This is a genomic window from Pseudescherichia sp. (assembly GCF_031987975.1).
GTDB lineage: Bacteria > Pseudomonadota > Gammaproteobacteria > Enterobacterales > Enterobacteriaceae > Pseudescherichia.
Map to the genome: position 1 here is coordinate 93,101 of NZ_DALZYX010000010.1, position 25,152 is coordinate 118,252.

Consider the following 25,152-nt stretch of genomic DNA (forward strand, 5'->3'; position numbering starts at 1 on the left):
TCATAAAAAGAGAAACGTAATGAAAAGAGACGTGGCGTTGGGAATTACCGGCTTTGCTTTGATCGCCGTAACCTATGGGATGGCGAGATTTTCATGGGGGATCATGCTGCCCGATATTCGGCAGGAGATCCCTTTCACCCCCGAGATTGCCGGATTGATTGCTGCCTGCAGCTATATAGCGTATTGCTTATCTGTCTTCATCGCTTCCTCCTTAACCAGCCGCTTCGGTCCACGCATCCCGGCAATGTTGGCTGCCACTGTGGCCGCCGCCGGGTTACTCATTCTGGCCTTTTCGGCGGCACCGCTCTGGCTGGCGATCGGCCTGTTTATCGCGGGTCTCAGCTCTGGGCTGGCCTCCCCGTCCCTTGCCGGGGCCGTAAACGACAGGGTTCCCCCTGAGCGACAAACACAGGTAAATACGGTGATTAATGCCGGGACCAGCGGAGGCATCATTCTGTCTGTTCCCATTCTGTTTTTCATGCCGGGTGGATGGCGCGTGGCCTGCGGCGTATTCGCTTTACTGGCGCTGGTATGCCTGATCGCGGCGTGGCGTCATCTTCCTAAAAGTGCGTCTAAATCAACAGAGGAAGTGCTGCGCTGGCACATCCTCTTTCGCAAGCCGGGAATGTTTCGGCTGTTAGTTATCGCTTTTGTTAGCGGCATTGCCAGCGCGGCATGGTGGAGCTTTGGGCCTGAGTTACTTCAGCAGCACACCAGGGTAGATAGCGCGATGACAAATGTCCTGTGGCTAGTGAGCGGCGGGGCAGGCGTTATCGCCGTGTTTACCGGCACCGCTGCGCGACGTATCGGCATGCGGGGCGTTTATTGGGGATCGCAGTTCTTTATGGCCGCCTCTCTGGCTGCGCTGGCCGTGAGCCACGGTTTTAGCGGGTGGCTTTTTCCGGTGGTGGCAATGAGTGGCGCGGGGTATGTCATTTTGTCCGGCGTGCTGCTGGTACAGGGCGCTGCGATTGCCCAACCTTCACCGGCGGCTGGCGTCAGTATTGCTTTCCTGATGCTGGCCGCTGGGCAGGTAGCTGGCTCGATTCTCTTTGGACAGCTCTATGGCACCATCGGTGCGGTTGGCGCATTGGCTGTTTTCTCCGGTCTGTCCTGGGTGATGCTTGCCGTTACGCCTGACGGCAAGCATCAGGCAAGCTAGCTAGCGTCAGGTTTTTTGCGTGCCCGGGTTTTTTTAGCAACGGTCACGCCTTTCACTTCGCTTTCCACCCAGCCATCAGCCAGGCGGGTGGTGAGCATCTCCCCGGCTTTCACCTGTTTCGCCTGCTTTAATACGTTGCCGTCGCTGGCCGTGGTCACGCTATAGCCGCGTGCCAGGGTAGCCAGAGGACTGACGGCATCAAGATGAGTCATAGCGTTGCCGAAGCGTTCCCGGGTGGCGCTGAGTCTGGCGCTCATCAGCTGGGCCAGACGGTACTCCAGCTGCTGCACCCGGTTCTGGGCGCGGTGAATACGCGGCTGTGGAGAGTGCTGGTTCAGACGCTGGGTCATCCGCTGCTGGCGCTGGCCTGAACGCTTAAGCTGGGTATCCATGGCGTAGGTCATCCGCTGGCGCAGGCGATCGAGCACGGTTTGCTGACGCGCCAGCCGCAGCTGCGGGTGCTGCTGCTGCAGGCGGTGCTCCAGCTGGGTAAAGCGACGGGTGCGGTTAGCGAGGTAGTAATCCATCGCCATCTCCAGCCGCTGCTGGCCGCTTTGCAGCTGACGCAGCAGCTCAAGCTGGTTGCGGCTGACTATCTCTGCGGCGGCGGACGGGGTTGGCGCTCGCAGGTCGGCCACAAAGTCAGCGATCGTAACATCGGTTTCATGGCCGACGGCGCTGACGATGGGGATGCGGCTGGCGAAAATCGCCCGGGCCACGCGCTCGTCGTTGAAGCTCCAGAGATCCTCCAGCGAGCCGCCGCCGCGCCCGACGATCAGCACGTCACACTCCTGACGGCTATTCGCCAGCTCGATAGCGCGAACGATCTGTCCCGGCGCATCTTCACCCTGAACGGCGGTAGGGTAGATCACCACCGGCAGGGAGGGATCGCGTCGTTTAAGCACGTGCAGAATATCGTGAAGCGCGGCCCCGGTTTTCGAGGTGATCACCCCCACGCAGTGGGCGGGGGAGGGGAGCGGCTGCTTGTTCTGCTGATCGAAAAGCCCCTCAGCCGCCAGCTTGGCCTTGAGCTGCTCGTACTTCTGCTGAAGCAAGCCTTCGCCTGCCGGCTGCATGCTCTCGACAATAATCTGATATTCGCCGCGCGGCTCGTAGAGCGTAATGCTGGCGCGCACCAGGATCTGCTGTCCGTGCTGGGGACGAAAGGTAACCCGACGGTTGCTGTTGCGGAACATCGCGCAGCGCACCTGGGCAGTATCATCCTTCAGCGTGAAGTACCAGTGACCGGACGCAGGCTGGGTAAAGTTTGAGATCTCACCGCTGATCCAGACCTGGCCAACTTCTCGTTCCAACAGCAGGCGCACCGTCTGATTCAGGCGGCTAACGGTAAAAATTGCGGGGGATTGCATCGATGACATGTGAGCCAGATCAAATTTTAAATCAGAAGGTTAATTAATCGATAGTAACCCGATGGGCTGCAATCGCAACTATTTTTCGAAAAAAGTGTAGATGCAAACGGTTACGCTCTGTATAATGCCACGGCAATATTTAACCACCCGGTCAGAGATATTGCCCATGCTACGTATCGCTAAAGAAGCCCTGACGTTTGACGACGTCCTCCTCGTTCCCGCTCATTCTACCGTTCTGCCGAATACTGCCGACCTCAGCACCCAGCTTACCAAAACCATTCGCCTGAATATTCCTATGCTCTCCGCAGCAATGGACACCGTGACGGAAGCACGCCTGGCTATCGCCCTGGCGCAGGAAGGGGGCATCGGTTTTATTCATAAAAACATGTCCATCGAACGCCAGGCGGAAGAAGTACGCCGCGTGAAAAAACATGAGTCCGGTGTGGTAACCGATCCGCAGACCGTGCTGCCGACCACTACCCTGCGTGAAGTGAAAGAGCTGACTGAGCGTAACGGTTTTGCTGGTTATCCGGTCGTGACCGCTGACTACGAGCTGGTGGGGATCATTACCGGTCGTGACGTGCGCTTTGTTACTGACCTGAGCCAGCCGGTAAGCGTTTATATGACACCGAAAGAGCGTCTGGTTACCGTGCGCGAAGGCGAAGCCCGCGACGCCGTGTTTGCTAAAATGCATGAAAAACGCGTTGAGAAGGCGCTGGTCGTAGACGAGAGCTTCCATCTGCGCGGCATGATCACCGTAAAAGATTTCCAGAAAGCCGAACGTAAACCGAACGCCTGTAAAGACGAGCATGGCCGTCTGCGCGTGGGCGCTGCGGTAGGTGCGGGCGCAGGCAACGAAGAGCGCGTCGATGCGCTGGTTGCCGCAGGCGTTGACGTGCTGCTGATCGACTCCTCCCACGGCCACTCCGAAGGCGTGCTGCAGCGTATTCGTGAGACCCGTGCTAAATATCCTGATCTGCAGATCGTTGGCGGCAACGTCGCTACCGGTGCAGGCGCACGTGCCCTGGCCGACGCTGGCGTCAGCGCAGTGAAAGTGGGTATCGGCCCAGGCTCTATCTGTACTACCCGTATCGTCACTGGCGTCGGCGTTCCGCAGATCACCGCAGTTTCCGACGCGGTTGCAGCGCTGGAAGGCACCGGCATTCCGGTTATCGCCGATGGCGGCATCCGCTTCTCCGGCGATATCGCTAAAGCGATTGCCGCAGGCGCGGCGGCGGTAATGGTTGGCTCCATGCTGGCCGGTACCGAAGAGTCCCCGGGCGAGATCGAACTTTTCCAGGGCCGCTCTTACAAATCCTACCGCGGCATGGGCTCGCTGGGCGCGATGTCCAAAGGCTCCTCCGATCGCTACTTCCAGACCGATAACGCCGCTGACAAGCTGGTGCCGGAAGGTATCGAAGGCCGCGTGGCGTACAAAGGCTACCTGAAAGAGATCATTCACCAGCAGATGGGCGGCCTGCGCTCCTGTATGGGTCTGACCGGCTGTGGTACTATCGACGCGCTGCGTACGCAGGCTGAATTTGTACGCATCAGCGGGGCGGGCATTCAGGAGAGCCACGTTCACGACGTGACGATCACCAAAGAGTCCCCGAACTACCGCATGGGTTCCTGATTTAATTTATAGGCCGGGTAGGCGTAACGCTACCCGGCACTTATTTTCTCTATCTGTTTCTGCCTCGGAACAATCGTCAATGACCGACAATATTCATAAGCATCGCATTCTTATCCTCGACTTTGGTTCGCAGTACACTCAGCTTGTTGCCCGCCGCGTGCGTGAGCTGGGTGTCTACTGTGAGCTGTGGGCCTGGGACGTCACCGAAGCCCAAATCCGTGAGTTCAACCCGAACGGCATCATCCTGTCCGGTGGCCCGGAGAGCACCACTGAACACAACAGCCCGCGCGCGCCGCAGTATGTATTTGAGGCAGGCGTACCGGTATTTGGCGTTTGCTACGGTATGCAAACGATGGCGATGCAGCTTGGCGGCCACGTTGAAGGCTCGAACGAGCGTGAGTTTGGCTACGCCCAGGTTGAAGTAAAAACGCAGAGCGCGCTGGTGCGTGGCATTGAAGACTCCCTGAGCGCAGAGGGCAACCCGCTGCTGGACGTGTGGATGAGCCACGGCGACAAAGTTACCGCTATCCCGGAAGACTTTGTGACCGTTGCCAGCACCGAGACCTGTCCGTTCGCAATTATGGCTAACGAAGAGAAGCGCTTCTACGGCGTGCAGTTCCACCCGGAAGTGACCCACACCCGTCAGGGCCTGCGTATGCTGGAGCGCTTTGTGCGCGACATCTGCGAGTGCGAAGCGCTGTGGACCCCGGCTAAGATCATCGACGATGCCGTTGAGCGTATCCGCAAGCAGGTTGGCAATGACAAGGTGATCCTTGGCCTCTCCGGCGGCGTAGACTCCTCCGTTACCGCAATGCTGCTGCACCGCGCCATTGGCGATCGCCTGACCTGCGTATTCGTGGACAACGGCCTGCTGCGTCTGAACGAAGCCGAGCAGGTGATGGACATGTTTGGCGACCACTTCGGCCTGAACATCGTTCACGTTGAAGGCGAGAAACGCTTCCTCGACGCGCTGGCCGGTGAGAACGATCCGGAAGCGAAACGTAAAATTATCGGCCGCGTATTCGTGGAAGTATTCGATGAAGAGGCGCTGAAGCTGGAAGACGTTAAGTGGCTGGCGCAGGGGACTATCTACCCTGACGTTATCGAATCCGCTGCGTCCGCGACCGGTAAAGCACACGTCATCAAATCCCACCACAACGTGGGCGGCCTGCCGAAAGAGATGAAGATGGGCCTGGTTGAACCGCTGCGTGAGCTGTTCAAAGACGAAGTACGTAAGATTGGTCTCGAGCTGGGCCTGCCGTACGACATGCTCTACCGTCACCCGTTCCCGGGTCCGGGTCTGGGCGTCCGCGTTCTGGGCGAAGTGAAGAAAGAGTACTGCGACCTACTGCGTCGCGCTGACGCTATCTTCATTGAAGAGCTGCGTAAAGCTGACCTGTATAACAAAGTCAGCCAGGCCTTCACCGTGTTCCTGCCGGTACGCTCCGTAGGCGTGATGGGCGACGGTCGTAAGTACGACTGGGTTGTCTCCCTGCGTGCAGTTGAGACCATCGACTTTATGACCGCACACTGGGCGCACCTGCCGTATGATTTCTTAGGGCGCGTGTCGAACAGGATCATCAATGAAGTCAATGGGATATCGCGTGTAGTTTATGATATCAGCGGGAAGCCACCGGCTACGATTGAGTGGGAATGATGGGTAGCTAGATGATGGCAATTCATCCCATTTAAAGATGTTAACCCTCTTTTACAGAGGGTTTTTTTATGCCAATTACCGCTCATAGTTAAGCTAGCTAATTGTTCCCATACGCAACTAAAGCAAATCGGACCGCGCCGGTTGTGGCTGACAATGGATACGCATTAATCGTTATGAATTGACCAAGACAACACATCTAACATCCAAAATTATCTTTTTAATCAGGGTGCCAAAAATCGGTAGCACAGCGAAAGGGTTTTCACCATAAACCTTTAGTTGCAAAAAACCAGAGAAATGGTTAGTGTTTCGGCAAAATTTTATAAAGAGTGTATCATTTTGTTAAATGGATTGGGTGGGTTATGACCTCTGTAATTGATGCTATACGAAAAGATGAAGCAAAAAATAATAATCTCGGATATCTTGATGGATTAAGAGGGATATGTTGTTTTTTAGTGGTTATTGAACATTGTATTAATTTCTACAAGCCGGATATACGTTTTACAGAGCTTGAGGGTTTTGCTGGCATGATAAGAAGGGTTGTAAGCCTTTCCCCTCTCAACTTTATTTATAGTGGCGATATCTCAGTGGCTATATTTTTTATTTTGAGTGGCTTTGTTTTGTCGCTAAAATTCAACAAAACAAAAAACTATGAATATATTCTTTCAGGCGTGGTGAAGCGATACCCCAGAATAATGCTTCCAGTTGCGGCATCCATGTTATTTATGTTTTTTATATTATTGCTTTCAGATAAGTTTATAGGGCATAATTTCTGGTCAGGAACGTGGGACTCTTTTTTGTTTATTTTTAAGCAGATCATGGTGGAAATACCGTTCACTCATAATGCATTAACAAACTATCCGCTATGGACAATATCATATGAACTTTTTGGCTCTTTTTTAGTATTTGCTATCCTTGCAATATTTGGAACGAGTAAATATCGTATATCTTTTTACCTGTTTGTCATGGTCTATTTTTTATTCAGCCTGGAGAATGTATATTATACACTCTTCATTTTTGGGGTCATCATTTGCGATTTGACCAAAGGCGGAAACTTCAAGATCAGCCCAGGCATAAGGCTGATCCTTTTCGTGGTTGGTTTGTTTTTAGCAACCACGCCATTCCCAAGAGATAATGTGATTCCTCATGGTGGTTTTTACATATATCTTGAGCTACTCAAAGATTATAACTATGTGCAGGTTTCAAGATACCTTGAGATTATCGGTAGCATGATTCTCTTTGCATCACTTGTTGGTTCTACATTGTCCATCAAAGTATTGACAACGCCATTAATGAGATTTCTTGGCAAGATATCCTTCCCGCTGTATTTAACTCATGCCACAATAATTTATGTAATATCATTTGTTTTAAAATCAAAGTATGGTGAGGTTGGCTTCTCTATGTTTTTGGCAGCATCCTTATTAACTGTATGCATTTCAATCCCTGTTGCTATATTTTTTGAAAGGTATATAGATATGCCATCTATCAAATTATCAAATAAATTTGGCAAGTTACTTTGCAAGTGATTTAGGGATAGAAAGATAATTAACGTAAACAAGGCTCACTTCTGAGCCTTTTTTAACTTCAGGGCACATCGTTGATTCTCATTGTAGAGACGTTATCTGTATTAACTTTTCAGAGATAATCACGGGCTGGCGCAGTTCGATGCGAGGTACGCCAGGTGCGAAAAAGAGGGAAAAAACTACTACATGCGTTGTGTTCCGGAATGTTACTGCCGTCGAATAAAACAGATTTTGTCAGCGTTGTGATGCTGTCGTGTCGACTGGCTGGCTAATCTGCTGTGACTGGGCTTTGTCCTGATGATGGTACCAGGCACCGATAGAGGAGTAGACGAAGCGTCCAAAGAAGAAGATAAAGCTGATAAGCAATACGATACGGGTCATGCGACTGTCAAATCGCTGTCGTTTTCGCATACTGTGTGACTGACTCACAAGAGGTTCCTAAGGGTTAACCCGACAGGCGGGCGATTGGTGTATTAATGCACAGAGCGAAGCGCAGATCAATCGGCCATTATGTAAAATTTCGTCAAAGAAAGCATTTACTAAAGCCATAATAATGAAATAATGATAAAGCGCATGAATTTTCTAGAAAAATTGCGCTGGTAAGAGAGTAGGATGTTTTGAAAGGCACACGGTTGCTTGATCCTGGTCAATCGGCGCCGTTTTTGTGGCACTAAACTCTTCACAAATGTCACAGTCTGACCGACGCTATAATCTTCATGGTTAGCCTGGAACCCGGCCTGACACACTCATCAGGACACTGGGTTTTACACTGAACATCAATGAGCTACACGAAAATTTATAATCTCTATAAAGCTAAATGGTGGGCGCTACCGCTCGTCTTGCCCTTACTGATGCTGCCCCTGGCCCGCATGGTCAACACCTTTACCTGGGCCGTTGATGGCAGCGTAGTGCTCTACTATCTGCCGCTGTCGCTCTTTCTGAGCCTGATGCTTTTCTACGGCTGGGCGGCGCTGCCCGGCATTATTCTCTCCCTGGCCTGGCACTACTATCCCGAAACCAGCGCCCCGGAGACTTTGACCAAAATCCTCCATTTTATGGTGCCCATCATCGTGAGCTGGGGCGGCTATCGCGTCTTCGTTACCCGGCGGCACAACGTCTCCTACGGCGATGCCCAGCTCACCGCGCAGCGCATGTTTTGGCAGGTCTTATGTCCGGCCACCCTGTTCCTGCTGATCTTTCATACCATCACCTGGCTTGGCCTGTATGAGAACTATCAGGCCCTGACCGGGGTGACGCCTTTCTGTCTGCGCACGCTGATCAACTATCAGGCGCTACTGGTCAGCGGCCTGACTGGGACGCCGCTCTGCTATCTGCTGATCAGGTTGATCCACCATCCGCGTCACCTGAAGGGCTATCTCTCCCGCCTGCGTCAGGATTTTGACCCAAAGGTGTCCCGGCTGGAGGTAGTCGCCTGGTTTGCCGTCATCGCGCTGCTCATGATGCTGATGCTCTCCCCATGGGATGAAAGTCCCAGCCTTTTCAGCACCAACTATACGCTGGCGCTCCTGCTCCCGGTGATGCTGTGGGGATCGATGCGCTATGGCTACCGCTTTATGTCTATCGTCTGGACACCGTTCCTGATGGTAAGCATTCACTATTTCTACCGCTATACGCCCATTTCGCCGCGCTACGATATCCAGCTGACGATCCTTACAGCCAGCTACCTGGTGTTCTCGTTTATCATCACCTGGATGTCGATGCTGGCAACGCGTCAGCGGGTGATGCACGAGCGGGCCAGCCGCCTGGCTTGGCTCGATCCGGTGCTCAATATGCCCAACCTGCGGGCGCTCAACCGCGCTCTGGCGGATGCCCCCTGGTCGGTGCTCTGCTTTTTGCGTATCCCCGATCTGGAGCTGCTGGGGCGGCATTATGGTGTAATGCTGCGCATTCAGTACAAGCAGATGCTATCGGAGTGGCTGAAGCAGAGCCTGCACCACAATGAGTGCGTCTACCACCTGTCGGGGCACGATATCGTGATCCGGTTGAATACCGAATCCCATGCGCTGCGCATTGCCGGGCTGGATAAGCTGATCAAGCAGTTCCGCTTCGCCTGGGACGGCATGCCGCTCCAGCCACAGGTGGGGATTAGCTACTGCTACGTGCGCTCGCCCGTGTCGCATCTCTATCTCTTATTAGGGGAGCTGAGCACCACGGCGGATCTCTCTCTGGAGACCCACAGCCCGGAAAGCCTCCAGCATCGCGGGGCAGTCAACCTCCAGCGCAGCCTGAAAAGCAAGGTGGAGATGATGAACCGCCTGCAGCGAGCGCTGGAGGAGGACAGGTTCCGCCTGATGGCGCAGCCGATCGCGGGCGTACGCGGCGACGACTACCATGAGATACTGCTGCGTATGCTTGACGATAACGGGGAGCCGATCGGCCCGGATGCGTTCCTGCCGGTGGCCCATGAGTTTGGTCTCTCGTCACGCATCGACCTGTGGGTGATTGAGCATACCCTGCGTTTTATGGCGCACTATCGGGAGAAGGAGCCTGGGGCGCGCTTCTCCATCAACCTGTCACCCACCTCCGTCTGCCGGAGCAACTTTGCTCATGAGGTCGCCAGACTGCTTAAATGCTATGAGATTGAGGCCTGGCAGCTCATCTTTGAGGTAACCGAGAGCAATTCGCTGAGCAATATCAACCAGGCAAACCAGACGCTGGGCCAGCTCCAGCAGATGGGCTGTCGGGTAGCTATCGACGATTTTGGTACCGGCTATGCCAGCTATGCGCGGCTGAAAAATGTTAACGCCGACATCCTGAAGATCGACGGCAGCTTTATCCGCAACCTGACCTCAAACAGTCTCGACTATCAGATCGTGGCCTCTATCTGCCATCTGGCACGAATGAAAAAGATGCAGGTAGTGGCAGAGTATGTAGAAAGCGAGGAGGTGCGCAGCGCAGCCGTGTCGCTGGGGATCGACTATCTGCAAGGGTATCTGATTGGTAAACCCGCGCCGCTTGAGGCGCTGATGGGGGATGCTCAGGCACTGTTTAAACGTGCCTGAGCATCAGAGGGGCAGGATCAGGCTGCGACACCTGAGGAGTGCTCCTCTTCGATCTTCAGTAGCCAGCCGGTGACGCCTCCCCAGTAGTCCTGCTCCTTCTCCAGATCCAGCAGCACCAGCGCGTTCTGGCTGAACCAGTCGCGAGGGAAGCTAAGGGTCCAGTGGTGATCGTCGGTGGTCAGACGCAGAGTCGGTGGGGTGGTAGTCGCCTGGCGCTGGTTGTTCAGCAGCACGCCGAGGCGCAGGAGCTGGATCAGCGGCAGGAAATGCTTCTTCTTGAACAGGGTAAAGCGCGGCAGCTCGTCGAGCTTGATGCCTTTACGGTGGAAGCGCACCAGGGTCGCCATCATCAGCTGCTGCTCCTGATTAAAGCCCGGCAGATCGCTGTGTTGCAGAATGTAGGCCGAGTGGCGGTGCATCCCGCTGTGGTTGATGTTCAGCCCAACCTCATGCAGCATCGCCGCCCACTTCAGCAGGGCGGCCAGCTGCGGATTCGCCAGCTTCGGATTCTGCGCCTCCCACTGCGCGTACATATGGGTCGTCGTCTCCAGTACGCGACGGGCCTGCTCCCGGTCAATATTGTACTGGTTGGCGAGGCTCTGCGCCGTGCGGCTGCGGATATCCTGATGACGGAAGCGCCCCTCCATTTCGTACAGCACCCCTTCACGCAGCGCACCGTCAGAGAGACGCAGCTCGCGAATGGCCAGCGCATCAAACACGCCGCAGAGAATTGCCAGGCCAGGTACGAAGACCGCTTTGCGGTCGTCGGAAAGCCCCGGCAGGTTGAGAGTGTCAAAGCTGGTATGCTTCAGCACCTCGGCGACTAGCTTATCCAGCCGCTCGGGAGTGATGAAACCATCTTTCTCGCCCATTGCCAGCAGCACTTCATGGGCAGCCTTGATGCTGCCTGATGCCCCCAGCGCCACGTTCCAGCCCTGAATGCGATACTGCCAGGTGAGGCTCTCCAGCTTCTGCACCGCCGCCATGCGAGCACGATGGAAGTTCTCCCGGTTGATGATTCGCCCCGGAAAGTAGGTTTGTGCAAAGCTGACGCAGCCCATGCGGCGGCTCTCCACCAGGATAGGCTGGAAATCTTCGCCGATCACCAGTTCCGTAGAGCCACCGCCGATATCAATCACCAGCTTGCGGCCTTTTTCCGGCTGCGTGTGCTCAACGCCCATAAAGATCAGCCGGGCCTCTTCGTTGCCAGAGATGATCTCAATCGGGTAGGGGATGACCTGCTCCGCACGCTTGAGGAAGTCCGCAGCGTTGGCGGCCTGGCGCAGGGTGTGCGTCCCGACGATGCAGACGTTGGCCGGGTCAAAGCCCTGCAGGCGTTCGGCAAACAGCGACAGGCAGCTCAGGCCGCGCTCAATCGCCTCTTCGCTAAGAACGCTATTCTCATCCAGGCCATCGGCCAGGTGCACGCGCTGCTTCAGGCGGCCAATGATCTGCATGGCCCCATCCACCACGCGGGCAATGACCATGTGGAAACTGTTCGAACCGAGATCGACCGCAGCAAACTCCTGCGGGCGTGGGGTATTGTCATTTATCGGCATAGATTAGTCTGGTTGTTCGAGTGATTTGATGTAGTCGTAAATCGCCAACTGCGCGCGAACCTTGCGGCGGTTGCCCCGTTGCACATAGCGATTACTCAATTCCTTGTCGATATACCGCGCCTTTACGGTGTCGCTGAGCAGAAGCTCAATGATATCCAGCACGCGTTGCTTAAGGCGCGGATCGAGCAGCGGGGCCGCAACCTCAATACGGTAATCAATATTACGCGTCATCCAGTCGGCAGACGAGAGATAAACCTGCTTATCACCGCCATTTTCGAAAATATAGATGCGATCGTGCTCCAGATAGCGGTCCACGATGCTGATCACCCGGATATTGTCGCTCAGCCCTTCCAGCTCTGGGATCAGGGAGCACATACCGCGCACCAGTAGATTAACCGGCACGCCGGAGCCGGAGGCAGCATAGAGCCGATCCACCAGGCCTTTATCGACCAGGTTGTTGAGCTTCAGAGTGATCCCCGACGGCTGGCCGTTTTGCGCATTAGCAATTTCACGGTCAATCATGTCATACAGCAGGCGGCGCGAGTTTTGCGGCGACACCAGCAGGTACTCGAAGTGTACCGGCCGGTAGGGGTTCTCGATAAAGTTGAACACCCGGCGCACTTCATTAGTAATGCGCGCGTCGGCGGTGAGCAGGGAGTAGTCGGTATAGAGCCGGGCGGTCTTCTCGTTGAAGTTACCGGTACCGATATGGGCGTAGCGCACCACCTCATCATTCTCTTTACGCGAGATGAGGAACAGCTTGGCGTGGATTTTCAGCCCTGGCGCGGAGAAGATCACATGCGCCCCGGCCTCCGTCAGGCGTTTCGCCCAGTGAATGTTGGCCTCTTCATCGAAGCGCGCCTGGAGTTCCACCACCACGGTCACTTTCTTGCCGTTGTGAGCGGCGTGGATCATCGCATCGATGATGCGTGAATCTTTCGCCACGCGGTAGATGTTGATCTTGATCGCCAGCACGTTAGGGTCGAACGAGGCCTGGCGCAGCAGCTCCAGCACGTGCTCAAAGGTGTGGTACGGATAGTAGAGCAGCACGTCCCGCTCGCGAATGGCGTCGAAGCCGTTGCGGAAGTTATCGAACCAGACATGACGCAGGCGCGGCAGCGGCTTGTTTACCAGGTTGGCTTTGCCCACGTTCGGAAAGTTGATGAAGTCTTTGAAGTTGTGGTAGCGGCCGCCCGGTACAATAGAGTCATAGCGCGAAATAGTCAGCTTCTCGCGCAGCATCTCAACCATCGCGTCCGGCATATCGCGTTGGTAGACAAAGCGTACCGGCTCAGCGGTGAGGCGCTGCTTGAGGCTGGACGACATCAGCTCCATCAGGCTCGACTCCATCTCGTGCACCAGATCGTACTCGGCGTCACGGGTCATCTTCATCGAGTAGGCATTGAGCGCATCGTAGTCAAAGAAGCCGTAGAAGATATCATCCAGGCAGTAGCGCAGAATGTTATCCAGCAGGATCATCGGCTTACGGCGGCGCGGCGTCTCCGGCGGCAGGTTGACGAAGCGCGGAACCTTATCCGATGGGATCTCCAGCAGCGCGTAGCGAATGGTCTCCCCGCGAATGATCTCTACCGCCAGATAGGTGTAGTCATCCTTCAGGAACTGCACCAGATCGGTTTCGCGGTTGATCAGGATCGGCGTAATGTGCTGGCGCAGATAGTGTTTGAAGTAGTGACGCAGCCAGGTTTGCTGGTTCTCGGAGAGCTGGCGTTCGTTGATCAAAAAGATCTGGTTACGGGCCATCTCCAGCAGCAGGTCGTTATAGAGACCGTTGAACTCCTGGTCAGCTTTTAATACCCGGGTCTGGATCTTACCGAGCAGGTGTCGGGAGTGGGCGTTGGAGCCTTGCTCTTCGCTGATGATGATCCGGCGCTTTAGCTCAGCAAAGCGCACCTTGTAGAACTCATCAAGGTTGTTGGAGTAGATGCCCAGGAAACGCATTCGCTCAATAAGAGGGTTGCTCTTGTCGGCGGCTTCCTGCAGCACGCGTTCGTTAAACGCTAACCAGCTTAATTCTTTTTCGATGTATAGCTTTTCCTGACCCATTACAACTCACACTCCGGTTCAATCTCGGGACGTGGCAAATCCATCTCAGCCTTTATTATGGTGAGAATTACCACAGCTTGTCCAATTGTGACAGATAAGTATGACAGTAATCTGATAATGCAGCGTTTATTGCCGGACGAGGCAGGCTGTCCGGCAGTAAATATACTACTCGGCGGCGTGTCCTTGCGGGGGGAGCGGGATGCCATCGAGCCACGCGGCGCCGTCGCGCATCGCCAGACGGCCATCAATAAACCAGCTTACCACCAGGGGATAGATCGCATGCTCCTGGGTCTGGACGCGATCGGTCACGTCCTCTTCACTGTCGCCGGGAAATACCGGCACTTTGGCTTGCAGGATCACCGGTCCGCCGTCCAGCTCGTCGGTAACGAAATGCACGGAGGTGCCGTGCTCTTCGTCGCCGTTGGCCAGCGCCTGACGGTGAGTATGCAGGCCAGGGTATTTCGGCAGCAGGGAGGGGTGGATATTCAGCAGGCGGCCCTGATAGTGGGCGACAAACTCAGGGCTGAGAATGCGCATATAGCCCGCCAGCACCACCAGATCCGGGGCGTAGGCGTCGATCTCCATCATCAGCTCACGGTCAAAAGCTTCACGGCTGGCAAACTGGTCAGCCGTGATGGCGTGGGCCGCAATCTCGGCCTCACGCGCGCGTTGCAGGCCGAACGCGTCGGCCTTGTTACTGAATACCGCACGGATAGTGGCGTTAATTCTCTTCTGCGTACAGGCGTCGATAATTGCCTGCAAGTTGCTTCCGTTACCGGAAATGAGCACCACTATGTTTTTCATTCGATGACCACGCGCTCGCTGGAATCAGAGGCTTTAATCATACCGATTTTCCATGCCTTTTCACCTTTCGCGTTCATCAGTTCGATCGCTTTATCTGCATCCTGGGCAGAGAGGGCGATGACCATGCCGACGCCGCAGTTAAAGGTGCGGTACATCTCATGCTGGCTCACGTTGCCTGCCTGCTGTAACCAGTTGAAGACGGAAGGCCACTGCCAGCTGGATTCGTCGATCACGGCCTGGGTGTTGTCCGGCAGCACGCGCGGAATGTTCTCCCAGAAGCCGCCGCCGGTGAGGTGGGCGATGGCGTGCACGTCAACGCTGGCAATCAGCTCAAGAATGTTTTTCACGTAGATGCGGGTCGGGGCGAGGAGGTGATCCGCCAGCGACTGACCGTCGAGCTGGGTGGTTTCCGGATCGCAGCCGCTTACCTCAACGATTTTGCGCACCAGCGAGTAGCCGTTAGAGTGCGGGCCGCTGGAGCCAAGGGCGATCAGCACGTCGCCGTCGGTCACTTTAGAGCCGTCGATGATTTCCGATTTCTCAACTACGCCCACGCAGAAGCCCGCGACGTCATAATCTTCGCCATGGTACATGCCTGGCATTTCAGCAGTTTCGCCGCCCACCAGCGCACAGCCGGACTGCAAGCAGCCTTCTGCGATGCCATTGATTACGCTGGCAGCGGTGTCGACGTCCAGCTTGCCGGTAGCGTAGTAGTCGAGGAAGAAGAGCGGCTCAGCGCCCTGAACCACCAGATCGTTAACGCACATGGCCACCAGATCGATACCGATAGTGTCATGACGCTTAAGGTCCATCGCCAGACGCAGCTTGGTGCCCACGCCGTCAGTACCGGAAACCAGCACCGGCTCACGATATTTTTGCGGCAGCGCGCACAGCGCACCGAAGCCACCCAGTCCACCCATCACTTCCGGGCGGCGGGTTTTCTTCACTACGCCTTTGATTCGGTCAACCAGTGCATTACCTGCGTCAATATCAACACCGGCATCTTTGTAGCTAAGAGAGGTTTTATCGGTCACTGCTTGGATCCCCACATGGCGATAGAAATAAAATTCGGCGCAATTCTAACAGCCAAGGCAAACGTTTGCGAGTCCATTATTCATGGCTCTCAGAGAACGTTGCGATATACTGATTTTCAGTCTGATTGATCGGGATCAACGCTCTACCTATAGCGCAACGGAAAAAAAGCGGTATAATCCGGCGATTTTTTTTGTGGCTGCCAACTGTCTGGGGAAGGAGAAGAGTATGAAGATCGTGGAAGTAAAACACCCACTCGTCAAACACAAGCTGGGACTGATGCGTGAGCATGACATCAGCACCAAACGCTTTCGTGAACTCGCCTCTGAAGTAGGCAGCCTGCTGACCTATGAAGCGACCGCCGATCTGGAAACCGAGAAGGTGACCATTGAGGGCTGGAACGGCCCGGTGGAAATCGAGCAGATCAAAGGTAAAAAAATTACCGTGGTGCCGATCCTGCGTGCCGGTCTGGGGATGATGGAAGGGGTGCTGGAGCACGTGCCGAGCGCGCGTATCAGCGTGGTCGGTGTCTACCGCGACGAAACAACCCTGGAGCCAGTACCTTACTTCCAGAAGCTGGTATCGAACATCGACGAGCGTATGGCGCTGGTGGTGGACCCGATGCTGGCAACCGGCGGCTCGATGATCGCCACCATCGACCTGCTGAAGAAAGCGGGCTGCACCAGCATCAAGGTGCTGGTTCTGGTTGCTGCTCCGGAAGGCGTGGCCGCGTTGGAGAAGGCGCATCCGGATATCGAACTCTATACCGCATCGGTCGATCAGGGCCTTAACGAGCACGGGTACATTATTCCTGGCCTCGGCGATGCCGGCGACAAGATTTTTGGTACCAAGTGATTGAATAAATGAAAAAGAGCCGACTTTGATAGTCGGCTTTTTTTTGAATAAAAGACGCAGTTCGCCTTATACAAAACACAACTCAGAGGAAAACACTATGACGCGCCGTGCTATCGGGGTGAGTGAAAGACCGCCGCTTTTACAGACAATCCCGCTTAGTTTACAGCATCTGTTCGCCATGTTTGGCGCAACCGTGCTGGTGCCAATCCTGTTTCACATTAACCCGGCCACCGTGCTGCTGTTTAACGGCATCGGGACGCTGCTCTATCTCTTTATCTGTAAGGGTAAGATCCCTGCCTATCTGGGTTCCAGCTTTGCGTTTATCTCTCCGGTGCTGCTCCTGCTGCCGCTCGGCTACGAGGTGGCGCTCGGCGGGTTTATTATGTGCGGCGTACTGTTCTGCCTGGTGTCGTTTATCGTTAAGAAAGCGGGCACCGGCTGGCTGGACGTAATGTTCCCTCCGGCGGCGATGGGGGCGATCGTGGCCGTTATCGGCCTGGAGCTGGCAGGCGTTGCCGCCAACATGGCGGGCCTGCTGCCGGCAGAAGGGCAGTCTGCGGACAGCAAAACGGTGATCATCTCCCTGGTCACGCTGGCGGTAACCGTGTTTGGCTCGGTGCTGTTCCGTGGTTTCCTGGCGATTATCCCGATCCTGATCGGCGTGCTGGCGGGCTATGCGCTGTCGTTCGCCATGGGCGTGGTGGATACCACCCCGATTGCCCAGGCGCACTGGTTTGCTCTGCCGACCTTCTACACCCCGCGCTTTGAGTGGTTTGCCATCTTCACCATCCTGCCTGCGGCGTTGGTGGTGATTGCCGAGCACGTTGGCCATCTGGTGGTCACGGCCAACATCGTCAAGCGCGATCTGATCCGCGACCCGGGCCTGCACCGCTCGATGTTTGCCAACGGCTTCTCTACCATCATCTCCGGCTTCTTCGGCTCTACGCCAAACACTACCTACGGCGAGAATATCGGCGTGATGGCGATTACCCGCGTCTACAGCACCTGGGTGATCGGCGGGGCGGCGATCATTGCCATTCTGCTCTCCTGCGTCGGCAAGCTGGCGGCGGCTATCCAAATTATCCCGGTTCCGGTGATGGGCGGCGTGTCGCTGCTGCTGTACGGGGTAATCGGCGCATCCGGTATTCGCGTGCTGATTGAGTCCAAGGTGGACTACAGCAAAGCGCAGAACCTGATCCTCACCTCGGTGATCCTGATCATCGGCGTCAGCGGGGCGAAGGTGCACATCGGTGCGGCAGAGCTGAAGGGCATGGCGCTGGCCACCATCGTCGGCATCGGCCTGGCGCTGATCTTCAAGCTGATCAGCGTTCTGCGTCCGGAAGAAGAGGTGATTGACGCCCAGGAGAACGACGTCACTCCGCATTAATCTGGAAATTGAACCGGGCGTCGTGCCCGGTTCAAACCGCGCATCGTTTTGTGGTAAACTCGCTGCGTTTAACGTAAGCCCTGTTGAGGTATCTCTGAACGCACCGGCGCAGCTCTCTCTGCCACTCTATCTTCCCGACGATGAAACCTTTGCCAGTTTCTGGCCGGGTGATAACCCCTCTCTGTTGGCGGCTGTGCAAAACGTGCTGCGTCAGGATCATAGCGGATACATCTACTTCTGGTCGCGGGAAGGCGCGGGGCGCAGCCATCTGCTGCACGCCGCCTGCGCTGAACTCTCCGCGCGCGGCGACGCCGTCGGCTATGTGCCGCTTGATAAGCGTACCTGGTTCGTGCCGGAGGTGCTGGACGGTATGGAGCAGCTCTCACTGGTCTGCATCGACAATATTGAGTGCATCGCCGGGGACGATCCCTGGGAGATGGCGATCTTCAATCTCTATAACCGCATTCTTGAATCAGGCCGCACGCGCCTGCTGATCACCGGCGATCGCCCGCCGCGCCAGCTCAACCTGCACCTGGCGGATCTCGCCTCGCGCCTCGATTGGGGGCAGATCTACCGGCTGCAGCCGCTGTCGGATGAGGATAAGCTGCTGGCATTACAGCTGCGCGCTCGGCAGCGCGGCTTCGAGCTGCCGGAGGACGTGTGTCGTTTTCTGCTGAAAAGGCTGGATCGCGAGATGCGTACCCTGTTTGAGACCCTGGATCAGCTGGACCGCGCCTCGATTACCGCCCAGCGCAAGCTGACGATCCCGTTTGTGAAGGAAATTCTGAAGCTGTGATTGCGCCGGGCGGCACGATGTTTTACCGGCCTACAGGATCTCCAGCACCTGTTCAGGCGGACGGCCAATGCGCGCCTGGCCGCGCTTCACCACGACAGGGCGCTCAATAAGCTTCGGGTTCTCGACCATCGCCTGAATTAACGCCTCTTCCGAAAGACCGCTGTCCGCCAGGTTGAGCGTGCGGTAAAGCTCCTCTTTCTGGCGCATCAGATCCCGGGCGCTGCTTAAATTGAGCATCTGCACCAGGTCGCGTAGCGTGGCCGCATCCGGCGGCGTCTCCAGATAGAGCACCACCTGCGGCTCGACGCCGTGGGATTGCAGCAGGCTCAACGTCTCACGGCTCTTCGAGCAGCGGGGATTATGGTAGATAGTGACCGCGTCGGACATACATTCTCCTGGTTACATCTTGGTATAGGGCTTAAAGCGTTCCTGCATCTGCCGGAGCTGATCGATGCGGGCGTCATAGCGCGCCTGCTGCATGCTGCCCAGCTTGACCTGCGCACTGGCGCTGCCCAGCAGGGAGATAGCCTGATCCAGCTGGCCGTTCAGCGCGAGGCCTTCGGCGCGGGCGGCCAGCTCCTGATCGCGATTGCCGAGCGTGCCCTCGGTTTGAGCCAGCAGCTCCCAGCCGTTGGTATCATCTTTATAGTTAAAGGTGTAGCGGTTGAGGATCTTCTCCGCCTCGTTTGCCTGCCCGCTCTGTAAATAGGCGTTGGCAAGGTTAAGCTGCAACACCGGGTCGGTTTTCAGCTTTGGCGCATTTTTCAGCCGGTTAATCGCCTGATCAAACTTTTTCTGCCCGAGATCGATATCGGTCGCTAAATCGAGATACCAGCTGTTGCCTGGCTCGGCGCTCAGCAGCGGCTGCAACGCCTGGCTGGCGGTGGGGTAGTTAGCGCCCTCCATCGCCTGCAGCGCCCGGCCATACTGGGCGGCACGCTGTTCGCGGACGTTGCCCTTGGCCCAGGCATCCAGCAGATCGCTGGTAAGCTGGTTGCGCCCGCTGTTATACATCCCCAGGGTGCGCGCCTTCGCCAGGTAAAAATCCTCTGAGGACTGGACTACCACCGGCCTCATCTGGTTGGCACGGTTGCGGGTATCCGAGAGGCGGCTCTCCGGCAGCGGGTGGGTGAGTAGGATCTCCGGCGGCCGTGAGGAGTAGCGGGCCTGATCCAGCAGCTTTTCGAGGAAGGTTGGCATCGCCTGCGGATCGAACCCCGAGCGCTGAAGCACCTGAATGCCGATGCGGTCTGCCTCCTGCTCGTTCTGCTGGGTAAAGGAGATCATTCCCTGACGCGTCCCCGCCAGAGTACCGGTCAGCGCCGCCATCCCCGCCTGCGGGCTGGCCATCGCCAGCAGAATAGAGCCTAACGCCCCCGCCCAGGTCAGCGGCGCGCTGTTTTTCTGATCCTCCATCGCCCGCGCAAGGTGGCGCTGGGTAACGTGGGAGATTTCATGGGCCATCACCGAGGCGAGCTGGCTCTCGTTATCGGCGTAGCGGAAGAGAGCCGAGTGCAGCACCACGTTGCCGCCAAAGAAGGCGAAGGCGTTAATTTCGTCGTTATTGATTAGGTAGAAGTGGAAGGGGGTACGCACCGAATTGGCATGGGCCACAAGGCGCATCCCTAAGCCATTAATGTACTGCACCAACAGGGGATCGTTAATCAGCGGCGCACTGCCGCGCAGCTGGCGAACGTAGTAGTCGCCCATCTGCAGCTCCTGGGCAATCGACAGCGTGCTGCCTGCCGAGGTACCCATATCTGGCAGGGTATCCGCTGAATCCGCAAAGACCGGCGCGGCCTGGCCCAGCGTCAGGGTAGCAATCAGGGTAGCAACCAGCGTTTTTCTCAACGTCCTGAACATAACCTCAATCCTGTATGGCGAGCATGATGAACATCTTAATCAATTGATGCGTTAGTTTCCTGTGGCAGCGTCGAAAAGCGAAGTCTTTTTTGTTTCACTCCGATACAATTCCTCCGGAAAACCCCACCGGAGACCTACAGGTAAGGTAAGTTATGCTCGAAATGTTAATGCAGTGGTATCGCCGTCGCTTTAGCGATCCGGAGGCGATTGCGCTGCTGGTCATTCTGCTGGCAGGGTTTAGTATCCTGTTCTTTTTTAGCGGGTTATTAGCCCCGCTGCTGGTCGCCATCGTGCTGGCCTACCTGCTGGAGTGGCCTACCGCCCGGCTCGAGCGCATCGGCTGCTCGCGCACCGTCGCCTCCAGCATCGTGCTGGTGCTGTTTGTCGGTATTCTCATGCTAATGGCCTTCGTGGTGATGCCCGTTGCCTGGCAGCAGGGGATCAATCTTATTCATGATATGCCAGGGATGCTCAACAAGCTCTCCGATTTTGCTGCCAGACTGCCGGAGCGCTATCCGGCGCTGATGGACGCGGGCATTATCGATGCCATGGCGGAGAACATGCGTGCCCGTATGCAAAGTTTGGGTGATTCGGTAGTGAAGTACTCCGTCGCCTCGCTGGTGGGGCTGCTGACTCTGGCGGTCTACCTGGTGCTGGTTCCGCTGATGGTCTTCTTCCTGGTGAAAGACAAGGAGCAGATGCTCAACGCCGTGCGCCGCATTCTGCCGCGTAACCGTGGTCTGGCAGGCCAGGTGTGGGTGGAGATGAACCAGCAGATCACTAACTATATCCGTGGCAAAGTGCTGGAGATGATTGTCGTCGGCGTGGCGACGTGGATCGGCTTTATTCTCTTCGGTCTTAACTACTCGCTGCTGCTGGCGGTGCTGGTGGGCTTCTCGGTGCTGATCCCTTATATCGGCGCGTTTGTTGTGACCCTGCCGGTGATCGGCGTGGCGCTGTTTCAGTTTGGTCTGGGAACGGAGTTCTGGAGTTGCTTTGCGGTCTACCTGATCATTCAGGGACTGGACGGCAACCTGCTGGTGCCGGTGCTCTTCTCGGAGGCGGTGAACCTGCATCCGCTGGTGATTATTCTGTCGGTGGTGATCTTCGGTGGGCTATGGGGCTTCTGGGGCGTGTTCTTTGCGATCCCGCTCGCCACGCTGATTAAAGCCGTGGTACATGCCTGGCCGGATAATCCGGTTATTGAAGAGTAGCGTGTAAGCCCGGCAGGCATAACGCCGCCGGGCATTAACAAATTACGCGTTTTGTTGCAGCCAGTTCAGCACGATATCGTGGTGGTTGCTGGTTTTGAAATCGTTGAACACATGCTCAACGATCCCATCAGGGCCAATCAAAAAGCTGATGCGGTGAATGCCGTCGTAGGTTTTACCCATAAACGACTTCTCACCCCAGATGCCAAACTGCTCGCAGACCTGATGGTCTTCATCAGAGAGTAGCGTAAAGTTCAGCAGCTCTTTTTCAGCAAAGCGGGAGAGCTTTTCCGGCTTGTCGGTGCTGATGCCCAGCACTTCCACACCGATTTTCTTCAGATCATCCATGTTATCGCGTAGGCCGCAGGCCTGGACGGTACAGCCTGGGGTCATGGCTTTCGGGTAGAAATAGACCAAAACACGCTGTCCCTGGAAGTCGGCCAAATTAACTTGTTCTCCGTCTTGATCCGGCAAGCTAAATTTCGGTGCGGTATCACCGGCTTTCAGTGGATTCATCACTTCACTCCATCCTGTTCATCGTTCTGGGAATAGTTGACGACATTTATACTGCCCTGCGCGTTTAATTCTGTACATAGTACTTTAAAAGCTTGTTCAATTTTTGCCGCATCTTCCAGCGCCGGGCTATGGGCCGTGATCTGAATAAATAGCTGGGCGGCCGCACCAGCCTGTGCAGGCTGGGTACGAGAGACCAGTTCGGCAATATTCATCTGATGGGCATCGAACAGGGCGGTGAAGCGCTCAATCAGGTGCGGGGAGTCCGCGACTTCAACCTGCACCCACACCGTGGCGGGCAGAGCTGCGCCGGGCCGGGCGGTGGTGCGTTTCATGACGATCAGCAGATCCAGCTCTGCGCCCTTAAGCGGCAGCGTGGATTCAATCAGGTTAATGGCGTTCCACGAGCCGGAAAGCAGCATGATGAAGGTGAACTCTTCCCCGAGCATCGCCAGCCGGCTATCTTCAATATTACAGCCGCAGCTACTTACGTGACGGGTGATCGTGTTGACGATACCCGGTCTATCGACACCCAGGGCAGTGATAACCAGATAATGTTGTGATGAAGGGGTCAAACCTGTTCTTCCTGTAGAGGCTTCGCTAACTGTTTCGGTAATCCTAAGGAAAGCATAAAAAAAACCGGCATACAACCGCTGGAACGCCTCGCGTCGCTTGCTTTTATTACAGCACCAAACGTACCATTGAGAATCTTGTTTGCACAGAGGATGGCCCATGTTCACGGGAAGTATTGTCGCGCTTGTTACACCGATGGATGAGAAAGGTAATGTCTGCCGGTCAAGCCTGAAGAAACTGATTGATTATCATGTCGCCAGCGGAACCTCGGCGATTGTATCGGTAGGGACTACCGGTGAGTCCGCCACGCTGAGCCATGAAGAACATGGTGACGTCGTGATGATGACTCTGGAGCTGGCCGACGGACGCATCCCGATTATTGCAGGCACGGGCGCAAACGCCACCGCTGAGGCAATAAGCCTCACCCAGCGCTTCAACGACAGCGGCGTAGTAGGCTGCCTGACGGTCACCCCTTACTACAACCGTCCAACCCAGGAAGGGCTGTTCCAGCACTTTAAAGCCATCGCGGAACACACTGATCTGCCGCAAATTCTGTATAATGTACCTTCGCGTACCGGTTGCGATATGCTGCCTGAAACCGTGGGTCGCCTGGCGAAAGTGAACAATATTGTCGCAATTAAAGAGGCTACCGGGAACTTAAGTCGCGTTCACCAGATCAAAGAGCTGGTTTCAGATGACTTTGGTCTCCTGAGCGGCGACGACGCCACCGGGTTGGACTTCATGCAGCTTGGCGGTCACGGCGTGATCTCCGTGACCTCCAACGTGGCCGCACGCGACATGGCCGAAATGTGCCGTCTGGCCGCTGAAGGGCACTTTAGCGAAGCGCGGGTGATTAACCAGCGTCTGATGCCGTTACACAACAAACTATTTGTCGAACCCAATCCTATCCCGGTGAAATGGGCATGTAAGGAGTTGGGGCTTGTGGCGACCGACACGCTGCGTCTGCCGATGACGCCCATTACCGATCGCGGTCGTGAGGCTGTTACCGCTGCGCTTAAGCACGCCGGTTTGCTGTAAAGTTTAGGGAGATTTGATGGCTTACTCAGTACAGAAGTCGCGCCTGGTGAAGGTAGCGAGTGTTTCGCTTGTTATGCTGCTCGCTGCCTGTAGTTCGGACTCGCGCTATAAGCGCCAGGTTAGCGGTGATGAATCCTATCTGGATGCCGCGCCGCTTGGTGAACTTCATGCGCCTGCTGGCATGATCCTGCCGGTGCAGAACGGTGACTACAACATTCCGGTAACCAACGGCAGCGGTGCCGTCGGTAAAGCGCTGGATATCCGCCCACCGGCCCAGCCGCTGGCGCTGGTGACGGGTGCCCGCACCCAGTTTACCGGTGATACCGCAACGCTGCTGGTGGAGAACGGCAACCGCGGCACGCTGTGGCCACAGGTGGTAAGCATCGTTCAGGGCAACAACTACGCGATCGATAAACGCGACGACGCCGCGCAGACCCTGACCACCGGTTGGGTTGACTGGAATCGCCTCGATGAAGATCAGCAGTACCGTGGCCGTTATCAAATCTCGGTAAAACCGCAGGGCTATCAGCAGGCGGTTGTCGTGAAGCTGGTGAATCTGGAGCAGGCTGGCAAGCCGGTGGCCGATACCGCCTCGCTGCAGCGCTACAGCACCGAAATGCTGAACGCCATCTCCGCCGGGCTGGATAAAACCGCCTCTGCGGCACAGAACGCTGCGCAGAACCGCTCCGCTGCTACCCTCGACGTACAGAGCGGTGCCGACGATACCGGTCTGCCGATGCTGGTGGTCCGTGGGCCGTTCAACGTGGTCTGGCAGCGGCTGCCCGCCACGCTTGAGAAGGTGGGCATGAAGGTGACCGACTCCACGCGCTCAACCGGCAGCATGGCGGTAACCTACAAGCCGCTCTCTGATAGCGACTGGCTGGCGCTTGGCGCGCGCGATCCGGGCCTCGCCTCCGGTGACTACAAGCTGCAGGTAGGCGATCTCGATAACCGCAGCAGCCTGCAGTTTATCGATCCGAAAGGGCACACCCTTACCCAGGCGCAAAACGACGCGCTGGTGGCCGTTTTCGAAGCTGCATTTAAGTAAATTATCAGGCCGGATTGCTCCGGCCTTTTTTATCAGGGTAGACG

Annotated in this window: 21 protein-coding genes; 11 read left to right on the forward strand and 10 right to left on the reverse strand. The window is 56.1% G+C overall.

The genetic code is table 11. From position 1 onward, the window contains the following. Positions 1-19 precede the first annotated feature (19 nt). On the forward strand, positions 20-1,162 hold the full coding sequence (locus tag RTN40_RS17695; protein WP_312229613.1) for an MFS transporter: 1,143 nt from the start codon (positions 20-22) through the stop codon (positions 1,160-1,162). Here the strand turns inward: RTN40_RS17695 and xseA are convergent. After that, positions 1,159-2,541 carry an exodeoxyribonuclease VII large subunit gene (gene xseA, locus RTN40_RS17700; protein ID WP_312229614.1) on the reverse strand — a complete coding sequence of 461 codons (1,383 nt, stop codon included), beginning with the start codon at positions 2,539-2,541 and terminating at the stop codon, positions 1,159-1,161. The two genes, RTN40_RS17695 and xseA, sit on opposite strands and share 4 nt — an antisense overlap. Positions 2,542-2,698: 157 nt before the next feature. On the opposite strand from xseA, the gene guaB reads away from it, so the two are divergent. From guaB to RTN40_RS17715, 3 genes are all read left to right on the forward strand, one after another. Beyond that, the gene (gene guaB / locus RTN40_RS17705; protein WP_312212685.1) at positions 2,699-4,165 is read left to right on the forward strand and encodes an IMP dehydrogenase; all 1,467 of its coding nucleotides are present in this window, start codon (positions 2,699-2,701) and stop codon (positions 4,163-4,165) included. Between the two features lie 79 nt (positions 4,166-4,244). Next, positions 4,245-5,822 (forward strand): glutamine-hydrolyzing GMP synthase, encoded by a 1,578-nt coding sequence (gene guaA / locus RTN40_RS17710; RefSeq protein WP_312212684.1) that lies wholly within the window; start codon positions 4,245-4,247, stop codon positions 5,820-5,822. A 359-nt stretch (positions 5,823-6,181) separates the two neighbouring features. After that, a complete protein-coding gene (locus tag RTN40_RS17715; protein WP_312229615.1) occupies positions 6,182-7,345 on the forward strand; it encodes an acyltransferase in 1,164 nt (387 codons plus the stop codon). 231 nt (positions 7,346-7,576) lie between these two features. On the opposite strand, the gene RTN40_RS17720 is transcribed toward RTN40_RS17715, so the two are convergent. Next, positions 7,577-7,771, reverse strand: a complete 195-nt coding sequence (locus RTN40_RS17720) for a YfgG family protein (RefSeq protein ID WP_312229616.1) — start codon at positions 7,769-7,771, stop codon at positions 7,577-7,579. 350 nt (positions 7,772-8,121) lie between these two features. On the opposite strand from RTN40_RS17720, the gene RTN40_RS17725 reads away from it, so the two are divergent. Continuing rightward, positions 8,122-10,365 (forward strand): EAL domain-containing protein, encoded by a 2,244-nt coding sequence (locus RTN40_RS17725; protein WP_312229617.1) that lies wholly within the window; start codon positions 8,122-8,124, stop codon positions 10,363-10,365. Between the two features lie 17 nt (positions 10,366-10,382). Here RTN40_RS17725 and ppx read toward each other — a convergent pair whose 3' ends face one another. The 4 genes from ppx to purM all read right to left on the reverse strand — a co-directional run bounded on the left by ppx (position 10,383) and on the right by purM (position 15,826). After that, complete coding sequence (gene ppx, locus RTN40_RS17730; protein ID WP_312229618.1) at positions 10,383-11,924, reverse strand: exopolyphosphatase; 1,542 nt, start codon at positions 11,922-11,924, stop codon at positions 10,383-10,385. A gap of 3 nt (positions 11,925-11,927) precedes the next feature. Next, complete coding sequence (gene ppk1 / locus RTN40_RS17735; RefSeq protein ID WP_312229619.1) at positions 11,928-13,988, reverse strand: polyphosphate kinase 1; 2,061 nt, start codon at positions 13,986-13,988, stop codon at positions 11,928-11,930. Between the two features lie 165 nt (positions 13,989-14,153). After that, positions 14,154-14,792, reverse strand: a complete 639-nt coding sequence (gene purN, locus RTN40_RS17740; protein ID WP_312229620.1) for a phosphoribosylglycinamide formyltransferase — start codon at positions 14,790-14,792, stop codon at positions 14,154-14,156. Further along, positions 14,789-15,826, reverse strand: a complete 1,038-nt coding sequence (gene purM / locus RTN40_RS17745; RefSeq protein ID WP_312229621.1) for a phosphoribosylformylglycinamidine cyclo-ligase — start codon at positions 15,824-15,826, stop codon at positions 14,789-14,791. Before purM ends, purN begins: the two co-directional genes overlap by 4 nt. Before the next feature lie 226 nt (positions 15,827-16,052). Between purM and upp the strand changes: the two genes are divergently transcribed. From upp to RTN40_RS17760, 3 genes are all read left to right on the forward strand, one after another. Next, complete coding sequence (gene upp / locus RTN40_RS17750; RefSeq protein ID WP_312229622.1) at positions 16,053-16,679, forward strand: uracil phosphoribosyltransferase; 627 nt, start codon at positions 16,053-16,055, stop codon at positions 16,677-16,679. A gap of 97 nt (positions 16,680-16,776) precedes the next feature. Then, positions 16,777-18,066, forward strand: coding sequence for a uracil permease (uraA, locus tag RTN40_RS17755; protein WP_312229623.1), 1,290 nt, complete (start codon positions 16,777-16,779; stop codon positions 18,064-18,066). 94 nt (positions 18,067-18,160) lie between these two features. Next, a complete protein-coding gene (locus RTN40_RS17760; RefSeq protein WP_103818889.1) occupies positions 18,161-18,862 on the forward strand; it encodes a DnaA inactivator Hda in 702 nt (233 codons plus the stop codon). Between the two features lie 30 nt (positions 18,863-18,892). Here RTN40_RS17760 and arsC read toward each other — a convergent pair whose 3' ends face one another. Further along, on the reverse strand, positions 18,893-19,249 hold the full coding sequence (gene arsC, locus RTN40_RS17765; RefSeq protein WP_312229624.1) for an arsenate reductase (glutaredoxin): 357 nt from the start codon (positions 19,247-19,249) through the stop codon (positions 18,893-18,895). A gap of 12 nt (positions 19,250-19,261) precedes the next feature. Then, positions 19,262-20,725: a beta-barrel assembly-enhancing protease gene (bepA, locus tag RTN40_RS17770; RefSeq protein ID WP_312229625.1), complete on the reverse strand. Its 1,464-nt coding sequence runs from the start codon at positions 20,723-20,725 to the stop codon at positions 19,262-19,264. Positions 20,726-20,877: 152 nt separating this feature from the next. Between bepA and RTN40_RS17775 the strand changes: the two genes are divergently transcribed. After that, positions 20,878-21,939, forward strand: a complete 1,062-nt coding sequence (locus RTN40_RS17775; protein WP_312229626.1) for an AI-2E family transporter — start codon at positions 20,878-20,880, stop codon at positions 21,937-21,939. A 42-nt stretch (positions 21,940-21,981) separates the two neighbouring features. On the opposite strand, the gene bcp is transcribed toward RTN40_RS17775, so the two are convergent. Together bcp and RTN40_RS17785 are read right to left on the reverse strand one after the other, a co-directional pair. Then, entirely contained in the window at positions 21,982-22,452 is a 471-nt protein-coding gene (gene bcp / locus RTN40_RS17780; RefSeq protein WP_312229627.1) for a thioredoxin-dependent thiol peroxidase, read from the reverse strand. Next, complete coding sequence (locus RTN40_RS17785) at positions 22,452-23,024, reverse strand: glycine cleavage system transcriptional repressor (protein WP_312229628.1); 573 nt, start codon at positions 23,022-23,024, stop codon at positions 22,452-22,454. The genes bcp and RTN40_RS17785 overlap by 1 nt, the downstream gene beginning before the upstream one ends. 157 nt (positions 23,025-23,181) lie before the next feature. On the opposite strand from RTN40_RS17785, the gene dapA reads away from it, so the two are divergent. Together dapA and bamC are read left to right on the forward strand one after the other, a co-directional pair. Further along, on the forward strand, positions 23,182-24,060 hold the full coding sequence (gene dapA, locus RTN40_RS17790) for a 4-hydroxy-tetrahydrodipicolinate synthase (RefSeq protein WP_312229629.1): 879 nt from the start codon (positions 23,182-23,184) through the stop codon (positions 24,058-24,060). A 16-nt stretch (positions 24,061-24,076) separates the two neighbouring features. Further along, on the forward strand, positions 24,077-25,108 hold the full coding sequence (bamC, locus tag RTN40_RS17795; RefSeq protein ID WP_312229630.1) for an outer membrane protein assembly factor BamC: 1,032 nt from the start codon (positions 24,077-24,079) through the stop codon (positions 25,106-25,108). Positions 25,109-25,152 lie beyond the last annotated feature (44 nt).

What these genes read in the sequence shown, in the direction of transcription:
- RTN40_RS17695 (WP_312229613.1), top strand. Translation starts at nt 20, where the DNA reads ATGAAAAGAGACGTGGCGTTGGGAATTACCGGCTTTGCTTTGATCGCC.
- xseA (WP_312229614.1), bottom strand. Translation starts at nt 2,541, where the DNA reads ATGTCATCGATGCAATCCCCCGCAATTTTTACCGTTAGCCGCCTGAAT.
- guaB (WP_312212685.1), top strand. Translation starts at nt 2,699, where the DNA reads ATGCTACGTATCGCTAAAGAAGCCCTGACGTTTGACGACGTCCTCCTC.
- guaA (WP_312212684.1), top strand. Translation starts at nt 4,245, where the DNA reads ATGACCGACAATATTCATAAGCATCGCATTCTTATCCTCGACTTTGGT.
- RTN40_RS17715 (WP_312229615.1), top strand. Translation starts at nt 6,182, where the DNA reads ATGACCTCTGTAATTGATGCTATACGAAAAGATGAAGCAAAAAATAAT.
- RTN40_RS17725 (WP_312229617.1), top strand. Translation starts at nt 8,122, where the DNA reads ATGAGCTACACGAAAATTTATAATCTCTATAAAGCTAAATGGTGGGCG.
- ppx (WP_312229618.1), bottom strand. Translation starts at nt 11,924, where the DNA reads ATGCCGATAAATGACAATACCCCACGCCCGCAGGAGTTTGCTGCGGTC.
- ppk1 (WP_312229619.1), bottom strand. Translation starts at nt 13,988, where the DNA reads ATGGGTCAGGAAAAGCTATACATCGAAAAAGAATTAAGCTGGTTAGCG.
- purN (WP_312229620.1), bottom strand. Translation starts at nt 14,792, where the DNA reads ATGAAAAACATAGTGGTGCTCATTTCCGGTAACGGAAGCAACTTGCAG.
- upp (WP_312229622.1), top strand. Translation starts at nt 16,053, where the DNA reads ATGAAGATCGTGGAAGTAAAACACCCACTCGTCAAACACAAGCTGGGA.
- uraA (WP_312229623.1), top strand. Translation starts at nt 16,777, where the DNA reads ATGACGCGCCGTGCTATCGGGGTGAGTGAAAGACCGCCGCTTTTACAG.
- arsC (WP_312229624.1), bottom strand. Translation starts at nt 19,249, where the DNA reads ATGTCCGACGCGGTCACTATCTACCATAATCCCCGCTGCTCGAAGAGC.
- bepA (WP_312229625.1), bottom strand. Translation starts at nt 20,725, where the DNA reads ATGTTCAGGACGTTGAGAAAAACGCTGGTTGCTACCCTGATTGCTACC.
- RTN40_RS17775 (WP_312229626.1), top strand. Translation starts at nt 20,878, where the DNA reads ATGCTCGAAATGTTAATGCAGTGGTATCGCCGTCGCTTTAGCGATCCG.
- bcp (WP_312229627.1), bottom strand. Translation starts at nt 22,452, where the DNA reads ATGAATCCACTGAAAGCCGGTGATACCGCACCGAAATTTAGCTTGCCG.
- dapA (WP_312229629.1), top strand. Translation starts at nt 23,182, where the DNA reads ATGTTCACGGGAAGTATTGTCGCGCTTGTTACACCGATGGATGAGAAA.
- bamC (WP_312229630.1), top strand. Translation starts at nt 24,077, where the DNA reads ATGGCTTACTCAGTACAGAAGTCGCGCCTGGTGAAGGTAGCGAGTGTT.